Below are 15901 nucleotides of genomic sequence, written 5' to 3' on the forward strand. Positions count from 1 at the left end.
GAGATGTCGGGAGTCGGGCGAGCAGGAATACTCACCCGAAGGCTTCAGGAATTGCCGTGAATGTCACTCCGACGGCGCACACCGGCGTGTTCCGCCCATGGCTCGGGCGTCGACGCAGCCGCCGCGTTCTTCCAGCGCCCCGCGAACGGTTCCCGCACGGCCGGGAATCGTTCGGAACGAGGGTGCGACCGGGAATTCCCGGTCTGGCGTTCAGGCGGTGTCGCCGGACGCCGGGTCCTGGGGGCCCCGCCACGTCGACCGACTTGCCGGTGGCCTCGGTGCCGACGAGGCCGTGGGCGAGCTGCGCATGGGCGGTACTCGATTCATGAGTAGGGCCGGGTTGGATCGTCTTCGTCAGGGAGAACGAGGCGGCGCGCAAGGGGAAACGGTCCGGGCCGCCGATCACCCGAATGCCGGGGTCTCCGGACCGCGTTGAGCCATGCGGGTGACCGTGCAGGTGTCGTCGCAACCGGTCCGGACGGGTCTCGTTCTAGATGTCGCACTCCCCGTGCATCTCTGTTGAACAGTCAGGAGGCTCACATGAGCGTCAAGAAGACCGCCGCCGTTGGCGCGGCCGTGGTGGGCATCGTGGCCGCCGGCGCCGGCACCGCGATGGCCAGCTCGGACGCCCAGGGCGTCGCCGCGGGTTCCCCCGGTGTCATCTCGGGCAACCAGATCCAGGTCCCGGTGCACGTCCCGATCAACCTGTGCGGCAACACCGTCAACCTGGTCGGTGCGCTGAACCCGGCGTTCGGCAACCACTGCGCCAACGTGGGCTGAGTCCACACCCGGTTCGGCCGGTGAGAGCCGCCGTTCCGCGCTTCCCTCCTGGGGCGCGGAGCGGCGGCTTTTCCGCGTCCGGTCCGCTGTCGTCGCGTCAGTACGCGGTGTTGTCACGAGCCTTGTTGGACTACTTGTCAGTACCTAGAATGTGAGACCTGCTCACCTTTCGGCACCTCTCTTGCTCCGCGCCGCCCGGCACCCCCGACCGGGCGTGTTCCCCCACCCCCGCAAGGAGTCGCGTGTGATCAGGTTCCGTACGTCCGCGGCGCGGCGAGCGCGAACGGGCTCGTCCCGGTCCGCCGCGCTGCTCGCCACCGGCGTCCTCGTCGCCACCCTCGGCCTGGCCGGCGCCCCCGCCGCCCTCGCCGACACCGCTCCGGCTCCGGCACCGGCCGCGGACGCCACCCGCCCGGCCGCGATCGTCGCCCTCGGCGACAGCGCCATCTCCGGGGAGGGCGCCGGCACCGACACCGGTGACGGCTACTTCCCCGAGACCGACACCCCCACCGACTACTGCCACCGGCATCCCAAGTCGGAGATCTTCGTCACCGACATCCCCGGGGTCACCCCGATCGACCTCGCCTGCTCCGGCGCCCAGACCGGTGACCTGGTCAGCGATCCCGAGCTGGCCAAGATCACCGGCTCGGGCAGCGGCGACTACGGCGAGCCCAAACAGGACGTCAAACTCGCCGAGACGGCGAGCAAGTACGACGTCAAGATGGTCGTCGTCACGATCGGCGCCAACGACGACTTCGACTTCAGCGGCATCATGATGCACTGCCTCGCGCAGTACTTCCCGATCCCCAAGGACCAGGGCTGCCGGGACACCATCGGCAGCGACGAGATCCGCCGGCGGGCCCAGCGGGTCCAGCCCAAGGTCGTCGCCGCACTGCAGAACATCCGGCAGACCATGCGCCGGGCCGGCTACGCGGACTCCTCGTACCAGCTGGTCTACCAGTCGTACTTCAACCCGATCACCCCGGACATCCGGCGCAACGACTACCTCGGCAAGATCGCCGACGGCTGCCCGGCCTTCCCCGAGGACCTCGCCTGGGGCCACGACTGGGTGGTCCCGACGTTCAGCGACGCGCTCCGCGGCGCGGCCGAACAGGTGCCCGGCGTGCGGTACCTGGACCAGCGGCGGGTCGCCTTCGGGCACGAGGTGTGCGCGGAGTGGACGACCTCGCCGTACGAGTACTCCAACGGGGACGTCATCAACCTCTCCGAGTGGGTGCGCAACGGCTGCGACTCGCAGATCGGCATCCCCGGGCTGTGCATGAACATGGTCCGCCAGTCGTACCACCTGCGGGTGGCCGGCTACCGCGGTGAGGGCGTCTGCCTCGGCCAGTTCTTCGCGAGGCCCGACCAGGCCGAGGCGTACTGCACGCTCAACCAGCAGAACACCACCTCGATCCAGCCGCTCACCCCCGGCAAGCCGTTCGGCGACGTCCCCGAGGACGGCGCCTGGTACCAGCTCACCAACGCCGCCACCGGCAACGCGCTCGACCTCACCGGCGGCGGGACCTACGGCGACTCCACCAACGGCCGGCCGGCCATCAGCTACCCGGCGAGCGGCGGACTGAACCAGTCCTTCGTCCTGGAGGCCAAGTCCGGCGGCAGCTACGAGCTGGACTTCAGCGGCAACCGCGACATGTGCCTGGACGCCAACGCGGCCGCCACCGCCCCCGGCACCCGGATCCAGCAGTGGGGCTGCAACGGCGGCGCCAACCAGCACTGGGTGTTCAAGCCGGCCGGCGACGGCAGCTACAGGATCGCCGACTCGGCGGACCCGACCAAGGTCCTGGCGACCAGCGCGACCCTCGACGCCAAGGGCAACCCCTACGTCGAACTCGCCACCGACACCGGCGCCCCCGCCCAGCTCTGGCAGCTCACCAAGCTCGGCATCCTCTACGTCCACGGCTGACGCGGACCTGGACCTGGTCCGCCGCCGCCCCGCCCAGGGCGGCGGCGGATCCGTTCCCCCGCCAAGGGCGCCACGGGTGCGCCGGGCCCGACGGGCCGTGCCGTAGGCTCTCGGGAACGTCGTTGGCGCCGGAGCCGCGCGCAGCACGAGCGGGGCGGGGAGTACCCAGATCAGATGAGCACGGCATCGAGCACCGAGTCGTCCAGCACCGAACCGGCGGCGGAGGAGGAGCGTCCCGAGGAGCGGACCGGGCGTGCGCCCGGGCGGTTCGGGGCGCTGGTGGAGCGCTTCGCGCCCGCGCTCGGCGCGTACGCGGTGGTCAAGGCGATCGGCCTGACCGTCTTCCTGGTGCTGCTGGAGCACACCGGTGACTACCTGAACAAGCAGGTCGGCCGCGGTGGCGGCGCCCACGCCTGGGACGTGCTGGGCACCTGGGACGGCGTCTGGTACGAGCGGATCGCCGAGAACGGGTACGACCCGCAGCTGATCCCGCTGCACGGCTTCCCGCTGGCCACATACTACGAGAACTCCGCCGCCTTCTTCCCGCTCTACCCCTGGCTGATGCGGCTGGTCGGCGCCGTCACCGGGCTCGGTCCGTACGGCTCCGGGATCGTGGTCTCGGTGCTGGCCTCGCTGGTCGCCGCGGCCGGGATCTTCGCGATCGCCGAGCGGCTCGGCGGCTTCCGGACGGGCGTGATCGCCGCGGTGGTCTGGGGTCTGTTCCCGGGTTCGGGCGTGGAGTGGGCGGTCTACTCGGACTCGCTGTTCGTCGCGCTGTCCGCCTGGGCCTGCTACTGCGTGATGACCCGCCGCTGGCTCGCCGCCGGCCTGCTGGCCCTGGTCGCCGGGCTGAACCGGCCGACCGCCGCCGCGCTGATCGCCGCGGTCTCGATCGCCGCGCTGGTGGCGCTGGTACGCCGCACCGACGGGGTGGCCCGCCCGCTGACCGCGATGCTGATCACCCCGTGGGGCCTGCTCGGCTACGTCGGCTGGGTCGGCTGGCGGATGGGCGACTGGGGCGGCTACTTCAAGCTCCAGCGCGGAGCCTGGAACCGCTACTTCGACTTCGGCGCCTCCACCCTGCGCACGATCATGGACGTGATCACCGGGCACTGGGACTTCTGGCAGTCCAACCCCGTCCCGGACCTGATCGCCATCGCGCTGCTGATCGCCCTGCCCGGTCTGGTGGTGCTGCTGTGGCGGGTCCGTCCGCCGCTGGTGCTGTGGGTCTACACCGCGCTGACCGTCTTCACCGCGCTGAGCAGCAACCAGATCTTCGGCAACATCTCGCGCTACCTGCTGCCGGCCTTCCCGCTGTTCATCGGCCTGGCGGTGGCGCTGCGCCGGATGCGGACCTCCTCGCTGGTCGGGCTGTTCGCGATGCCGGCGATCGCGGCGGGCTGGTACGCGGGCTATGCGCTGTTCGAGTTGGGCATCCCGTAACCCCGGCGTTGGTTGGCTACGGGATCATCCGGCAGCAGACGGGCCGTTGCTAACCTCGGACGCATGACGACGACCCCGCCCGTGCGCCAGATCAGCGACATCTCCGGCCTGCTGGACCACGCGAGCCACGTGCTGGCGACCCGGATGGCGGCCGCCTTCACCGAGCTCGGGATCACCCCCCGCGCGTACTGCGTGCTGTTCCACGCCCAGGAGGCCGAGCGCACCCAGATCCAGCTGGCCGAGCTGTCGGACCTGGACAAGACCACCATGGTGGTCACCGTCGACGAGCTGGAGAAGGCGGGCCTGGCCGAGCGCCGCCCGTCCGCCACCGACCGCCGCGCCCGGATCATCTCGGTCACCGAGGCGGGCGAGCGCGCCGTCGAGCAGGGCACCGCGATCGCCGACCGGGTCCACCGGGAGCTGCTGGACTCGCTGCCGCAGCCCGAGCGGGAAGTCTTCGTCTCCGCCCTGACCCGCCTGGTGGACGGGCACCTGGCGGAGCCGGTGGAGAGCGAACGGACCGTCCGCCGCGCCCGCCGGTCCCGAGGCTAGCGCCGCCTCATCCCGAGATAGATAGTCCCGAACAAAACAATCTGATAGCGTCCTTCCCGGTACTCGACGAACCGGGAGATCCGCCATGACCACGCACGCCCCGGCCGCGCCCGACACGGCGCCGGCAGCCCCCACCCGCTCCCGTGCACTGGCCCTCGCGGTGCTCTGCGCGAGCATGCTGATGATCGTCCTGGACGGTTCGATCGTCACCGTGGCGCTGCCCGCCATCCAGGACGACCTCCACTTCTCGCCCGCCGACCTCACCTGGACGGTCAACGCCTACCTGATCGCCTTCGGCGGGCTGCTCCTGCTGGCCGGCCGGCTCGGCGACCTGGTCGGCCGCAAGCGGGTCTTCGTCGCCGGACTCGCCCTCTTCACCGCCGCCTCGCTGCTCTGCGCCCTCGCCACCGGGCAGGGGATGCTGATCGCCGCCCGCTTCCTGCAGGGCGTCGGCGGCGCGATGGCCTCCGCGGTCGGCCTCGGCATGGTCGTCACGCTCTTCCCCGAGCCGGGCGAGCGCGGCCGCGCGATCGGCGCCTTCAGCTTCGTCGGCGCGGCCGGGGCCTCGATCGGCCAGGTCCTCGGCGGCGTCCTCACCCAGGCCCTCAGCTGGCACTGGATCTTCCTGATCAACCTGCCGCTCGGCCTCAGCGCGGCCCTGCTGGCCGCCCGGGTCCTGGAGACCGACCACGGCCCGGGCCTGCGGGCCGGCGCCGACGCCCTGGGCGCCGGGCTGATCACCGCCGCCCTGATGCTCGGCATCTACACCATCGTCGGCACCGGCGCCCACGGCTGGGCCTCCGCCCGCACCCTCGGGCTCGGCGCGCTCTCGGTCCTGCTGCTGGCCGCCTTCCTGCTCCGCCAGGCCCGGGCCGCCCGGCCCCTGCTGCCGCTGCGGATGTTCCGCTCCCGCACCGTCTCCGGCGCCAACGCCGTGCAGCTGCTGACCATCTCCGGGATGTTCGGCTTCCAGATCCTGGTCGCCCTCTACCTGCAGCAGGTCCTCGGCTACGGCGCCGCCGCCACCGGCCTCGCCATGCTGCCCGCGGCGGTCGCCATCGGCGCGGTGTCGCTGCTGCTCTCCGCCCGGTTGAGCGCCCGGTTCGGCGAGCGCGCGGTGCTGCTCGCGGGCCTCGCGATGCTGGTCGTCGCGCTCGGCCTGCTGACCAGGCTGCCGGTCGACGCCGACTACGCCGTCCACCTGCTGCCGACCATGCTGCTGATCGGCGGCGGCGGGCTGGTGCTGTCCGCGCTCGCCGTGCTCGGCATGTCCGGTGCCGGCCCGGAGGACGCGGGCACCGCCTCCGGGCTGTTCAACACCGCCCAGCAGGTCGGCGGGGCGCTCGGCGTCGCGGTGCTCACCACCCTGGCCGACGGCCGCACCGGGGCGCTGGCCGCCGCCGGACACCCCGCCGCCGAGGCGCTCGCGGGCGGCTTCCGGCTCGCCTTCACGGCGGCCACCGGGCTGCTCGCGGTGGCGCTGGTGCTGGCCGCCGTGGTGCTCCGGCCCGTCGGGGACTGACGTCACGCCAACTCCTCGAACCCCGAGCCGCGTTCATCGGTTCGGGGTTCGCCGCGTGGCGGCCGGATCAGGCGGCGCACCAGCCACCGCCGGCCCGTCCGCGACTCCACGTCCGGCCGGTCCTCCGCCGCGGTCCGCTGGAGTCGCTCAGGTTCCCTTCCGGCCCATGGCCTCGGAGGCGGCCGTTCCCGCCTCCGCGGTGCGGCTGAGGAAGTCCGCGATGACCTCCAACTGCGCGGGCTCGTAGCCTTCGCAGATATCGTCCAGGGACGCGTTCATCCCGGAGTAGAGGTGAAGCAGCTCCGGATTGCGGTCTCGAAGCGCGCGGACGACAACCGCGCGCCGGTCGATCGGATCCCGCTCGCGCGTTACCCAGCCGCCGCGCTGGAGCCGGTCGAGGATGCCGGTCACCGTGGCGGGGTGCAAGCCTGCGCGCCGGGCCAGGTTGCCGGGGCTGATCGGGCCCTGGCTGTTGATCAGGTCGAGGCAGTCCAGGTCGACGTTCTTGAGGTCGAGTTGGGCCACCACATGGTTGTTCAGCAGCGAGAGCTGATTGCTCATCTGGCGCAGGGCGCCCTTGATCGTCGCAGTCAGCCTGCGACGGTGCCGGAGCTCATCCGGGCCTTCCATTCCTACGGAACTCATATGGTACTCTCCCAATATCGTATGGGTTTCGGAAGATAAGGTACATCATGAGCTCTTCCCGACAGGGCATGATCGACTTCACTGTCATGTACGCGACCCACAATGCCTTCCGGCGGGACCTCGAACGACTCCGCTCCGCCGCGGCGGCCGGACGGGCCGGCGATCCTCAAGTCCGGGCCGGGTGGGAGAACTTCAAGACCCAGCTGCTCATCCATCACAGCGTCGAGGACGCCGAGCTCTGGCCGCGGCTGCGCCGCGCGGTCCAGGGCAAGCCGCGCGAGCTGGCGCTGACCGATGCGATGGAGGCCGAGCACGCGGATCTGGATCCGCTGCTCGCCTCGGTCGACGCGGCGCTGGGCGGCCAGGCCGCGGCGCTCGTGGACCGGGTGGAGAAGCTCGTCGCCACCCTCGACGACCACTTGACGCACGAGGAGGAAACGGCCCTTCCGCTCATCCAGTCGGAGCTGACCGTGGCCGACTGGCGTGGCTTCACCGACGGGATGCGCCGCCGTCAGGGTGTCAAGGGTGCCTCCGTCTACGTCCCGTGGGTCCTCGACGGGCGGTCGGACACCGAGCGGGCGACCTTTCTGTCGGCCATGCCCGCCCCGGTTCGGGTGCTGAACCGGCTGTTCTGGGAGGGGGGCTACCGGAAGCGGCGGCTCTGGGGGTGATGCGGCCCGGCCCGGCCCGGGGTGGGATGGTCCTCGTTTCATCCCGGTCGGTCGGTTGTTCCCTGCGGACGTCGTGCCGCCGGTGGAGGTATTGCGAGGTGCTGGGTATTTAGTCCGTTCTGTCTTTCGGCGCCGAGTGCCGGTTGACGCCGGCTAAACATGCTTTCGCTCATTTTCCGAATTTTTGATGTTGGACATCGTCTCAGTGGTCACGCTATCGTTCGACCCGGGCTTGCTTATTTACCGGCAGGCCTGCGCGTGAATTTGGAACGGGGGTTCCGAGTAGTGTCGGATAGCGCTGGCATGGTGCGGTTGTCCAGCTTTGCGTGCATCGATCCGCCGTGATCCGGCGTTGATTTCTTGTTGAATCCAATTTCCCGGCAAGGGACCCTCTGTCTGAGTTTGTAAATTCCGCGCCCAGTCATGCCCGTTTCTTCTGCGTCATGACCTTGGAGTGAGATGAGCATCTCAGTGTGCGCGAGACTGCATTGCGACAATCCGACCGCACCCGCCGGAGCCGGGGAGCGCGCGACCGACGGTCCGCGATTGTGTGTCGGCTGTTTCCACGAGCTCAAGGCGGACCTGCTTGAGCTGCCCGAGATGTACGACGATTGTGTGGACGCCCTGCTGCCGGCGCGTGTCACCGGCCGACCGAGGGTCAGCGGCTCCCGGGGCTCAGGTGGGCTGCGGGTGGACGACGAGGTGGTGGAGAGCAGGTCCGCCATCCTCGGGTGCCTGGCCGCGTGGGCACAGCTGGTGACCGACGAACTCGGGGCGGCCCGGCCCGTGCGACGGCAGCCGGTCGACCTGGCGACCTTCCTGGTGAACCACCTGGACTGGCTCGTCCGGCACCCGGCGTGTGCGGACCTCTCGGCCGAGGTGGCCGACGTGGCGGCTCGGGCGCGCCGTTCGGCGTACGTCCAGCCGGTGCTCCGCATCGACCTCGGGCGATGCGTGCACCCCGACTGCCAGGAGGAGATGACCACCACCCCCGCGGGCGAGGTGGGGCGGCGGGGCAGCGAGGTGCGGTGTGCGGCCGGACACGTGTGGCTGGCCCACCAGTGGCTCCAACTGGCGCGGCAGATCCAGCGGACGCGGCAGGCCCACGCGGCCGGCGATACGCGCCTGAACAGGGGAGTCGCATGAACGGCCGTCACACCGGACGCCGACTGGTTCCGACCGAGCTGGCGGCCCTGGCCGCCGGGGTTTCCGTCGCCACCATCAGGAAGTGGGCCAGCCGGGGGAGGCTCACCCGCTACGGCAGCCCGGCACGGGCACAGTACGACCTGGACGAGATCATCGACGGGGACTTCGATCAGCAGCAGCGGCGCTGTGGTTGATCGGCGGGGCGGAAATTCGGCACGGCCGGCCTGCGGGGGGCTCGCCGCGTGGAGACCTGCTCGGATACCTCATCGATAAGAGTCGCAGCGGGCCGCGAGTGTGACATCCGCACGAAAATTCGTGCCCCGCGTCACCCGGGGCGGGTCGATGTCACATCGGGGCGGGTTCTGCGGCTCTTGGATCCGGCGGCCCCGCCTGGCCGTTTCCCGGTCCGGGCGGGGCGTTCGCAAGGAGCATTTCGAATTGAGGAGGTCGAATGAGTCGATGGCGCGGTAACCCATGGGCGGTCCTGCTCGTGCTGGCGCTCGGGTTCTTCATGACCCTGCTGGACCTGACGATCGTGAACATCGCGATCCCGGACATGGTGACCAAATTGTCGGCGTCGCTGGACCAGGTCCTCTGGATCAGCAACGCCTACGTGCTGGTGCTGGCGGTGGCGCTGATCACCGCCGGTCGGCTGGGCGATCTACGGGGCAAGAAGGAGCTCTTCATCGCCGGCGTGGCGCTGTTCACGCTGTCGAGCCTGCTGTGCGGGGTGTCGCAGGGGGCGGCGGAGCTGATCGCGGCCCGAGCGGTCCAGGGGCTCGGAGCGGCGCTCCTCCTGCCCCAGACGATGTCCATCATCGTCGACACCTTCCCGGCCGAGCGGCGCGGTGTGGCCATGGGAATCTGGGGCTCGGTGGCCGGCATCTCGACGGTGGCCGGGCCCACCCTCGGGGGGCTGCTGGTCACCAAGTTCGACTGGCGGTGGATCTTCTTCGTGAACCTGCCGATCGGCATCCTCGTGCTGCTGCTGGCCGTGCCGATCCTGCCCGCGCGGCAGCGGGCTGCACGGCCAGGTCAACGGCTGGACACCATCGGGGTGTTGATCGCGTCGGCGGCTCTGCTCTGCCTGGCCTTCGCATTGACCGAGGGGCAGCGGTACGACTGGAACCTCTGGATCTGGGCACTGCTCGGACTGGCGGTGCTGCTTCTGGCGGGGTTCCTCATCCATCAGCGCGGCCGTCAGGACGGTGAACCGCTGGTGCCGTTCACCCTCTTCCGGGACCGCAACTTCACCGCGATGAACGTGGTGGCGGTCACGGTCTCGTTCGGGGTGATCGCCCTGTTCCTGCCGATGACGATCTACCTGCAGTCGGTCCTCGGCTTCAGCGCGCTCAAGGCGGGCCTGGTGATGGCGCCCACCTCGGTGATGGCCATGCTCGTGGCCGGCCCGGCGGGGAAGCTGTCCGACAAGTTCGGTGGAAAGTTCATCCTGCTGGGTGGGCTGGTCCTGTTCTCCGCCGGAGCCCTGTGGTTGCTGCTGGTGGCGCAGGCCGACAGCAGTTGGACGGCCTTCCTGCCCGGTTTCACAGTCGCCGGGATCGGCTTCGGTGCGACCTTCACCCCGATGGCGACCGAGGCGATGCGGAACGTGCCGCCGCGACTGTCGGGGGCCGCGTCCGGGGTGAACAACACGCTCCGGCAAGTCGGTTCGGTGCTGGCGACGGCAGCGGTCGGAGCGGTGCTCCAGGGCCGACTGGTCTCGGCATTGGACGGCCAGGCGAAGCAGCGGGTGACCGAACTCCCGGAGCAGGCCCGGGCCGGGTTCGTGGAGAGCTTCGCAGGGGCGGGCAAGAGCGGCCTGGAGGTGGGCGTCGGGCAGTCCGGTGGCGCTCCGGGAAGCGGGGGCTTCACGCAGGAAGTGGCTCATCGGGTGCAGGACGTGGCCTCGGAGGTGTTCCGTTTCGGCTTCGTGGAGGCGATGAAGCCGACCATGGCGCTGCCTCTGGTCATCGTGCTGGCGGGAGCCGCGGTCTGCCTCGTCGTCAAGGGATTGCCGGACTCGCCGCCGGCGCCGTCGGACGGCGCCCGTGAAGCAGCGGAATCGGCGGTGGGCGGCCACTGACAGGCGTTGTTCGTCCGTGCGCGGCCCGAGGGCGCTCCGACCAAGGTCGGTGCGCCCTCGGGCCGTTCGGCTTCCGCAGGGGCGATGTCGGCCCTCCGGAGGTGGCCGTTGACATGCGGCTGACCGAGTGTCACGCTAGTCCTGCCGGTTCAAGTGTGCCTTGAGACAGGCGTCTTGAGGGCCAGGGCCGGTGAGGGCCGGCAGCGAGGTCGCCCGAGACTTCCGCGTGGACCACGGCAGTGTGCGCAGGACGCACGCTGCCGTTCTCGTTTTTCGGCTCGCGGTTCCGCTGGGCGGAAGATCGACGTTGACAGTCCTCGCTGAGAAGTGTCACGCTTTTCCCGGCAGTCGAACTGTGTCCGAATCCAGAGCCTGACTGCAGAAGCCCTGTGAGTTTCCCGAACATTCCCTTCGCGGCGACTCCCGGGCTCTTTTTGTGCCACCTTTCTGCCGCCTCGAGGGGGCAAGCGTGGATTCCTCAGTCATTGTCGTGGGTGCGGGCCCTTCGGGCCTTACCCTGGCCGCCGAGCTGAGGCTCGGCGGAGTCGACGTCGTCGTCCTGGAGCGATTGGAGGAGCCTTCCGGAGAGTCCCGAGGGCTGGGTTTCACCGCCCGTACGATGGAATTGTTCGACCAGCGCGGCCTGCTGCCGATGTTCGGCGACATCACGATCAGCCCGGCGGGGCACTTCGGCGGCATACCGCTGGATTACAGCGTCCTGCCCGGGGCTCATTTCGGCGCCCGCGGAATACCGCAGACCCGGACCGAGCAGGTCCTGGGCGCGTGGGCGGCGTCGGTGGGAGTCGAGGTTCGCCGGGGCTGGACGGTGGTCGGTCTCGCCGACGACGGCGCCAGGGTGGAGGTCACCGCCCAGACGCCCGACGGCATCCGGACGTTGAGCTGTCGCTACCTCGTCGGCTGCGACGGCGGGCACAGCACCGTGCGTCGCCTCGCGGGTTTCGACTTCCCGGGGACGGACGCGACCATCGAGATGTTCCTCGCCGACGTTGCCGGCTGCGACCTCCGGGCTCGGCAGATCGGCGAGCGGGTGCCCGGCGGCATGGTCATGTCGGCCCCGCTGCGCGAAGGCGTGGACCGCATCATCGTCTGCGAGCGCGGGACGCCGCCGCGCCGGCGGGCCGAACCGCCCACCTTCGACGAGGTGGCGGACGCCTGGCAGCGGTTGACGGGCGACTCGATCCACGGCGGCGACGCCCTGTGGGTCAGCTCGTTCGGCGACGCGACCCGGCAGGTCACCCACTACCGCAAGGGTTCGGTGCTGCTGGTCGGCGACGCCGCGCACACCCACCTGCCCGCCGGCGGCCAAGGACTCAGCGTCAGCGTGCAGGACGCCATGAACCTCGGCTGGAAGCTCGCCGCCCAGGTGCGGGGCTGGGCCCCGGAGGGGCTGCTGGACAGCTACCACGCCGAGCGCCATCCGGCCGGTGCCCGGTTGCTGACGAACACCCAGGCGCAGGGACTGCTCTACCTGAGCGGCGCCGAGATCGAACCGCTGCGCCGGGTCTTCGCCGAGCTGATGGAGTTCCCCGAGGTCGGCCGTCATCTGGCCGGCATGGTCAGCGGGCTGGACCTCGGCTACCAGGTCGGCGACGGCGGTCATCCACTCCTCGGCCGACGGGTCCCGCCCCGGGAACTGGTGGGGCCGCGCGGCCGCACCGGCACGGTGGAACTCCTGCACGCGGGGCGCGGGGTCCTCATCGACCTCGGCGGCGACGCCGACCTGCAGCTGTCCGCGAAGCCCTGGGCCGACCGCATCGACATCATCAGCTGCGTACCGGCCGAACCCTCCGACGAGGGCCCGCTCGCCGGGACGACGGCACTGCTGGTCCGTCCCGACGGCTACGTCGCCTGGGCGGCGCCGGACGGTGGCGCACTGACCGACGGACTGAACCGCTGGTTCGGCGCCGCCGCCTGAGTACGCGGAAACCTGAACCGCATTCACGAGGGAGACTGCTCATGCACAGCACGCTGATCGTGGCCCGGATGGATCCGTCCGCAAGCGGCGATGTCGCGGAGATCTTCCGGGAGTTCGACCGGACCGAGATGCCGGATCTCATGGGGACCCGGCGACGCCAGCTCTTCTTCTACCGTGGCCTCTACTTCCACCTACAGGACTTCGATTCGGATAACGGCGGGTCGGCGATCGAGGCGGCCAAGAACAATCCGCTCTTCGTGAACGTGAGCGAGGACCTCAAGCCGTACATCGGGGCTTACGACCCGGAGACCTGGCGATCGCCGGCCGACGCCATGGCGACGCGCTTCTACACCTGGTCCAAGAATTCCTGACCAGCGCTATTCAGAGGGGATGCGCCGATGAGGCGGCGAGTAGTGATAACCGGGGTCGGCGTTCTGGCACCGGGTGGAGTCGGAGTCAAGAACTTCTGGAGCCTGCTGAGCGAAGGCCGTACCGCCACCCGGGGGATCACGTTCTTCGATCCGTCACCGTTCCGTTCCCGGGTGGCGGGCGAGATCGACTTCGACGCCGAGGCGCACGGTCTCGGCGCGCAGGAGATCCGCCGGATGGACCGGGCCGCACAGTTCGCCGTGGTGGCCGCCGCCGAGGCGCTGGCCGACAGCGGGCTCGAATCCTCGGAGCTGGACCCCTACCGGACCGGGGTCAGCGTGGGCAGCGCCGTCGGCGCCACCACGGGGCTGGACCGGGAGTACCGGGTGGTCAGCGACAGCGGCCGACTCGACCTGGTCGATCACACCTACGCGGTTCCGCACCTCTACGACTACCTCGTGCCGAGTTCCTTCGCACGTGAGGTGGCCTGGGCGGTGGGCGCCGAGGGCCCGGCGACGGTGGTGTCCACCGGCTGCACCTCGGGGCTGGATACGGTCGGTTACGCGACCGAGCTGATTCGCGAGGGCACCGCCGACATCATGTTCGCCGGCGCCTCGGACGCCCCGATCTCCCCGATCACGGTGGCCTGCTTCGACGCGATCAAGGCCACGACGCCGCGCAACGACGATCCGGAACATGCCTCGCGGCCCTTCGACCGCAGCCGCAACGGCTTCGTGCTCGGCGAGGGCGCCGCCATGTTCGTCCTGGAGGAGTACGAGCGGGCCAAGCGGCGCGGAGCGCACATCTACGCCGAGGTGTCCGGCTTCGCCACTCGCTGCAACGCCTTCCACATGACCGGATTGCGCGCGGACGGTCGGGAGATGGCCGAAGCGATCCGGGTGGCACTGGACCAGGCGCAGCTGAACCCGGAGGAGATCGACTACGTCAACGCGCACGGCTCCGGGACCAAGCAGAACGACCGGCACGAGACGGCCGCCTTCAAGCACAGCCTGGGTGATCACGCCTACCGGGTCCCGGTGAGTTCGATCAAGTCGATGATCGGGCACTCGCTGGGCGCCATCGGGGCCATCGAGATCGCGGCCTGCGCGCTCGCGATCGAGAACAACGTCGTGCCTCCGACGGCGAACCTGCACACCGCAGACCCCGAGTGCGACCTGGACTACGTCCCGCTGCACGCCCGGGAGCACCGGACGGACTCCGTGCTGACGGTCGGCAGCGGCTTCGGAGGGTTCCAGAGTGCGATGGCATTGAGGAGGGCGGGATGAACGCGACGCCAGTGGTGACGGGACTGGGCATCACCGCGCCGAACGGCCTCGGCACGGAGGAGTACTGGGCCGCGACGCGGGAGGGGATCAGCGGCCTCGCGGCCATCACGAGGTTCGACGCGGAGGGCTACCCGGCCCGGCTGGCCGGGGAGGTGTCCGGGTTCGTGCCGGAGGACCACCTGCCGAGTCGGCTGCTTCCGCAGACCGATCGGATGACCCAACTGGCCTTGGTCGCCTCGGACTGGGCTCTGGCGGACGCCGAGGTGCGGCCCGAAGAGTGGGCCCGGTTCGACCTGGGAGTGGTGACCGCCAGCTCGGCCGGTGGGTTCGAGTTCGGCCAGGGCGAGCTGAAGAACCTGTGGAGCAAGGGCGGCCAGTACGTGAGCGCGTACCAGTCGTTCGCCTGGTTCTACGCGGTGAACACCGGCCAGATCTCGATCCGGCACGGGATGCGCGGGCCGGGCAGCGTGCTGGTGTCCGACCAGGCGGGCGGCCTGGACGTGGTGGCTCAAGCCGGCCGCCAGATCCGCAACGGCACCCGCCTGGTGCTGACCGGCGGCGTGGACGGTTCGATCTGCCCGTGGGGTTGGGTCGCCCAACTGGCCGGCGGGCGACTGAGCACCAGCGACGAACCGGACCGGGCCTACCGGCCCTTCGACGCCGAAGCCGCCGGTCATGTCTCCGGTGAGGGCGGGGCGATGCTCGTCCTGGAGGACGCGGCGACCGCCCGGGCGCGAGGTGTCCGGATCTACGGCGAGATCGCCGGCCACGGTTCGACCTTCGACCCCAAGCCCGGCAGTGGCCGTGCCCCCGGGCTGCAGCGCGCCATCGAACGGGCGCTGTCCCAAGCAGAGATGACGCCAGATCAGATCGACGTGGTGTTCGCGGATGCGGCGGGGGTGCCTGAACTCGACCGGATCGAGGCCGATGCCCTGAGTGCGGTCTTCGGTCCGCGAGGGGTGCCGGTCACGGCGCCGAAGACGATGACCGGTCGACTGCATGCCGGTGCGGCCTCGTTGGACCTCGCCGCCGCACTGTTGTCCATCCGGGACGGGCTGATCCCGCCCACCACCAACGTCGACCCGTCCGGGGACTACGCGCTGGACCTGGTCATCGACGAGCCCCGGGTCTTGCCGGTGGGCGCCGCCCTTGTGGTGGCCCGCGGCCACGGGGGTTTCAACTCCGCGATGGTGGTCCGTCGCGCAGCCGACTGACGGATCCACCGCCTCACACCGAGAACGAAAGGAGACGGCAGTGCAGGAACTCACCATCGACGACCTTCGCCGCATTCTGCGGGAGGCAGCCGGGCAGCAGGAGGGCGTCGACCTCGACGGCGACATCCTCGACCTCGCCTTCGACGAGCTCGGCTACGACTCGCTCGCCCTGCTGGAGACCGGAAGCCGCATCGAGCAGATCTTCGGGATCCGCCTCGACGACAACACGCTGAGCGACTCCCCGGGCCCCCGGGCGCTGATCGCGGCCGTCAACGAGCAACTGGCCGCGGCTCGTACGGCGTGACCGAGCCGGGCCGCCCACCCTGG

General features: G+C 70.3%; 15 protein-coding genes. 14 read left to right on the top strand and 1 reads right to left on the bottom strand.

The window, feature by feature from the left end:
* Nucleotides 1-540 precede the first annotated feature (540 nt).
* The 5 genes from ACWCYO_RS14950 (at nt 541) to ACWCYO_RS14970 (ending at nt 6224) form a co-directional block, all read left to right on the top strand.
* Nucleotides 541-780 (top strand): chaplin, encoded by a 240-nt coding sequence (locus tag ACWCYO_RS14950; RefSeq protein WP_270146311.1) that lies wholly within the window; start codon nt 541-543, stop codon nt 778-780.
* Nucleotides 781-1024: 244 nt separating this feature from the next.
* On the top strand, nt 1025-2707 hold the full coding sequence (locus ACWCYO_RS14955) for an RICIN domain-containing protein (RefSeq protein WP_270146313.1): 1683 nt from the start codon (nt 1025-1027) through the stop codon (nt 2705-2707).
* A 174-nt stretch (nt 2708-2881) separates the two neighbouring features.
* On the top strand, nt 2882-4150 hold the full coding sequence (locus ACWCYO_RS14960; RefSeq protein ID WP_270146315.1) for a glycosyltransferase family protein: 1269 nt from the start codon (nt 2882-2884) through the stop codon (nt 4148-4150).
* A 63-nt stretch (nt 4151-4213) separates the two neighbouring features.
* Nucleotides 4214-4702 (top strand): MarR family winged helix-turn-helix transcriptional regulator, encoded by a 489-nt coding sequence (locus tag ACWCYO_RS14965; protein WP_270146317.1) that lies wholly within the window; start codon nt 4214-4216, stop codon nt 4700-4702.
* An 85-nt stretch (nt 4703-4787) separates the two neighbouring features.
* Nucleotides 4788-6224: a DHA2 family efflux MFS transporter permease subunit gene (locus ACWCYO_RS14970; protein ID WP_270146318.1), complete on the top strand. Its 1437-nt coding sequence runs from the start codon at nt 4788-4790 to the stop codon at nt 6222-6224.
* Between the two features lie 147 nt (nt 6225-6371).
* Here ACWCYO_RS14970 and ACWCYO_RS14975 read toward each other — a convergent pair whose 3' ends face one another.
* A complete protein-coding gene (locus tag ACWCYO_RS14975; protein WP_270146320.1) occupies nt 6372-6785 on the bottom strand; it encodes a MarR family winged helix-turn-helix transcriptional regulator in 414 nt (137 codons plus the stop codon).
* 131 nt (nt 6786-6916) lie between these two features.
* Here ACWCYO_RS14975 and ACWCYO_RS14980 point away from each other — a divergent pair, with 131 nt between their 5' ends.
* The 9 genes from ACWCYO_RS14980 (at nt 6917) to ACWCYO_RS15020 (ending at nt 15878) form a co-directional block, all read left to right on the top strand.
* Nucleotides 6917-7540: a hemerythrin domain-containing protein gene (locus tag ACWCYO_RS14980; protein WP_449784473.1), complete on the top strand. Its 624-nt coding sequence runs from the start codon at nt 6917-6919 to the stop codon at nt 7538-7540.
* Nucleotides 7541-8140: 600 nt separating this feature from the next.
* The gene (locus ACWCYO_RS14985) at nt 8141-8686 is read left to right on the top strand and encodes a hypothetical protein (RefSeq protein ID WP_449784474.1); all 546 of its coding nucleotides are present in this window, start codon (nt 8141-8143) and stop codon (nt 8684-8686) included.
* Entirely contained in the window at nt 8683-8880 is a 198-nt protein-coding gene (locus ACWCYO_RS14990; RefSeq protein WP_270146326.1) for a hypothetical protein, read from the top strand. Before ACWCYO_RS14985 ends, ACWCYO_RS14990 begins: the two co-directional genes overlap by 4 nt.
* A gap of 257 nt (nt 8881-9137) precedes the next feature.
* On the top strand, nt 9138-10769 hold the full coding sequence (locus ACWCYO_RS14995) for an MFS transporter (protein ID WP_449784475.1): 1632 nt from the start codon (nt 9138-9140) through the stop codon (nt 10767-10769).
* Between the two features lie 469 nt (nt 10770-11238).
* The gene (locus ACWCYO_RS15000; RefSeq protein WP_270146330.1) at nt 11239-12705 is read left to right on the top strand and encodes an FAD-dependent monooxygenase; all 1467 of its coding nucleotides are present in this window, start codon (nt 11239-11241) and stop codon (nt 12703-12705) included.
* 41 nt (nt 12706-12746) lie between these two features.
* Nucleotides 12747-13076 (top strand): TcmI family type II polyketide cyclase, encoded by a 330-nt coding sequence (locus ACWCYO_RS15005; RefSeq protein WP_449784476.1) that lies wholly within the window; start codon nt 12747-12749, stop codon nt 13074-13076.
* 27 nt (nt 13077-13103) lie between these two features.
* On the top strand, nt 13104-14360 hold the full coding sequence (locus tag ACWCYO_RS15010; RefSeq protein WP_270146334.1) for a beta-ketoacyl-[acyl-carrier-protein] synthase family protein: 1257 nt from the start codon (nt 13104-13106) through the stop codon (nt 14358-14360).
* Complete coding sequence (locus ACWCYO_RS15015; RefSeq protein WP_449784477.1) at nt 14357-15574, top strand: ketosynthase chain-length factor; 1218 nt, start codon at nt 14357-14359, stop codon at nt 15572-15574. Before ACWCYO_RS15010 ends, ACWCYO_RS15015 begins: the two co-directional genes overlap by 4 nt.
* A 40-nt stretch (nt 15575-15614) precedes the next feature.
* Nucleotides 15615-15878, top strand: a complete 264-nt coding sequence (locus tag ACWCYO_RS15020; protein WP_270146337.1) for an acyl carrier protein — start codon at nt 15615-15617, stop codon at nt 15876-15878.
* The last annotated feature ends 23 nt before the right edge of the window (nt 15879-15901 follow it).

It is taken from the genome of Kitasatospora sp. NPDC001683 (genome assembly GCF_053596495.1).

Coding starts and splice junctions, on each gene's coding strand:
- ACWCYO_RS14950 (WP_270146311.1), top strand. CDS start 541: ATGAGCGTCAAGAAGACCGCCGCCGTTGGCGCGGCCGTGGTGGGCATC.
- ACWCYO_RS14960 (WP_270146315.1), top strand. CDS start 2,882: ATGAGCACGGCATCGAGCACCGAGTCGTCCAGCACCGAACCGGCGGCG.
- ACWCYO_RS14965 (WP_270146317.1), top strand. CDS start 4,214: ATGACGACGACCCCGCCCGTGCGCCAGATCAGCGACATCTCCGGCCTG.
- ACWCYO_RS14970 (WP_270146318.1), top strand. CDS start 4,788: ATGACCACGCACGCCCCGGCCGCGCCCGACACGGCGCCGGCAGCCCCC.
- ACWCYO_RS14975 (WP_270146320.1), bottom strand. CDS start 6,785: ATGAGCAATCAGCTCTCGCTGCTGAACAACCATGTGGTGGCCCAACTC.
- ACWCYO_RS14980 (WP_449784473.1), top strand. CDS start 6,917: ATGAGCTCTTCCCGACAGGGCATGATCGACTTCACTGTCATGTACGCG.
- ACWCYO_RS14985 (WP_449784474.1), top strand. CDS start 8,141: ATGTACGACGATTGTGTGGACGCCCTGCTGCCGGCGCGTGTCACCGGC.
- ACWCYO_RS14990 (WP_270146326.1), top strand. CDS start 8,683: ATGAACGGCCGTCACACCGGACGCCGACTGGTTCCGACCGAGCTGGCG.
- ACWCYO_RS14995 (WP_449784475.1), top strand. CDS start 9,138: ATGAGTCGATGGCGCGGTAACCCATGGGCGGTCCTGCTCGTGCTGGCG.
- ACWCYO_RS15005 (WP_449784476.1), top strand. CDS start 12,747: ATGCACAGCACGCTGATCGTGGCCCGGATGGATCCGTCCGCAAGCGGC.
- ACWCYO_RS15010 (WP_270146334.1), top strand. CDS start 13,104: ATGAGGCGGCGAGTAGTGATAACCGGGGTCGGCGTTCTGGCACCGGGT.
- ACWCYO_RS15015 (WP_449784477.1), top strand. CDS start 14,357: ATGAACGCGACGCCAGTGGTGACGGGACTGGGCATCACCGCGCCGAAC.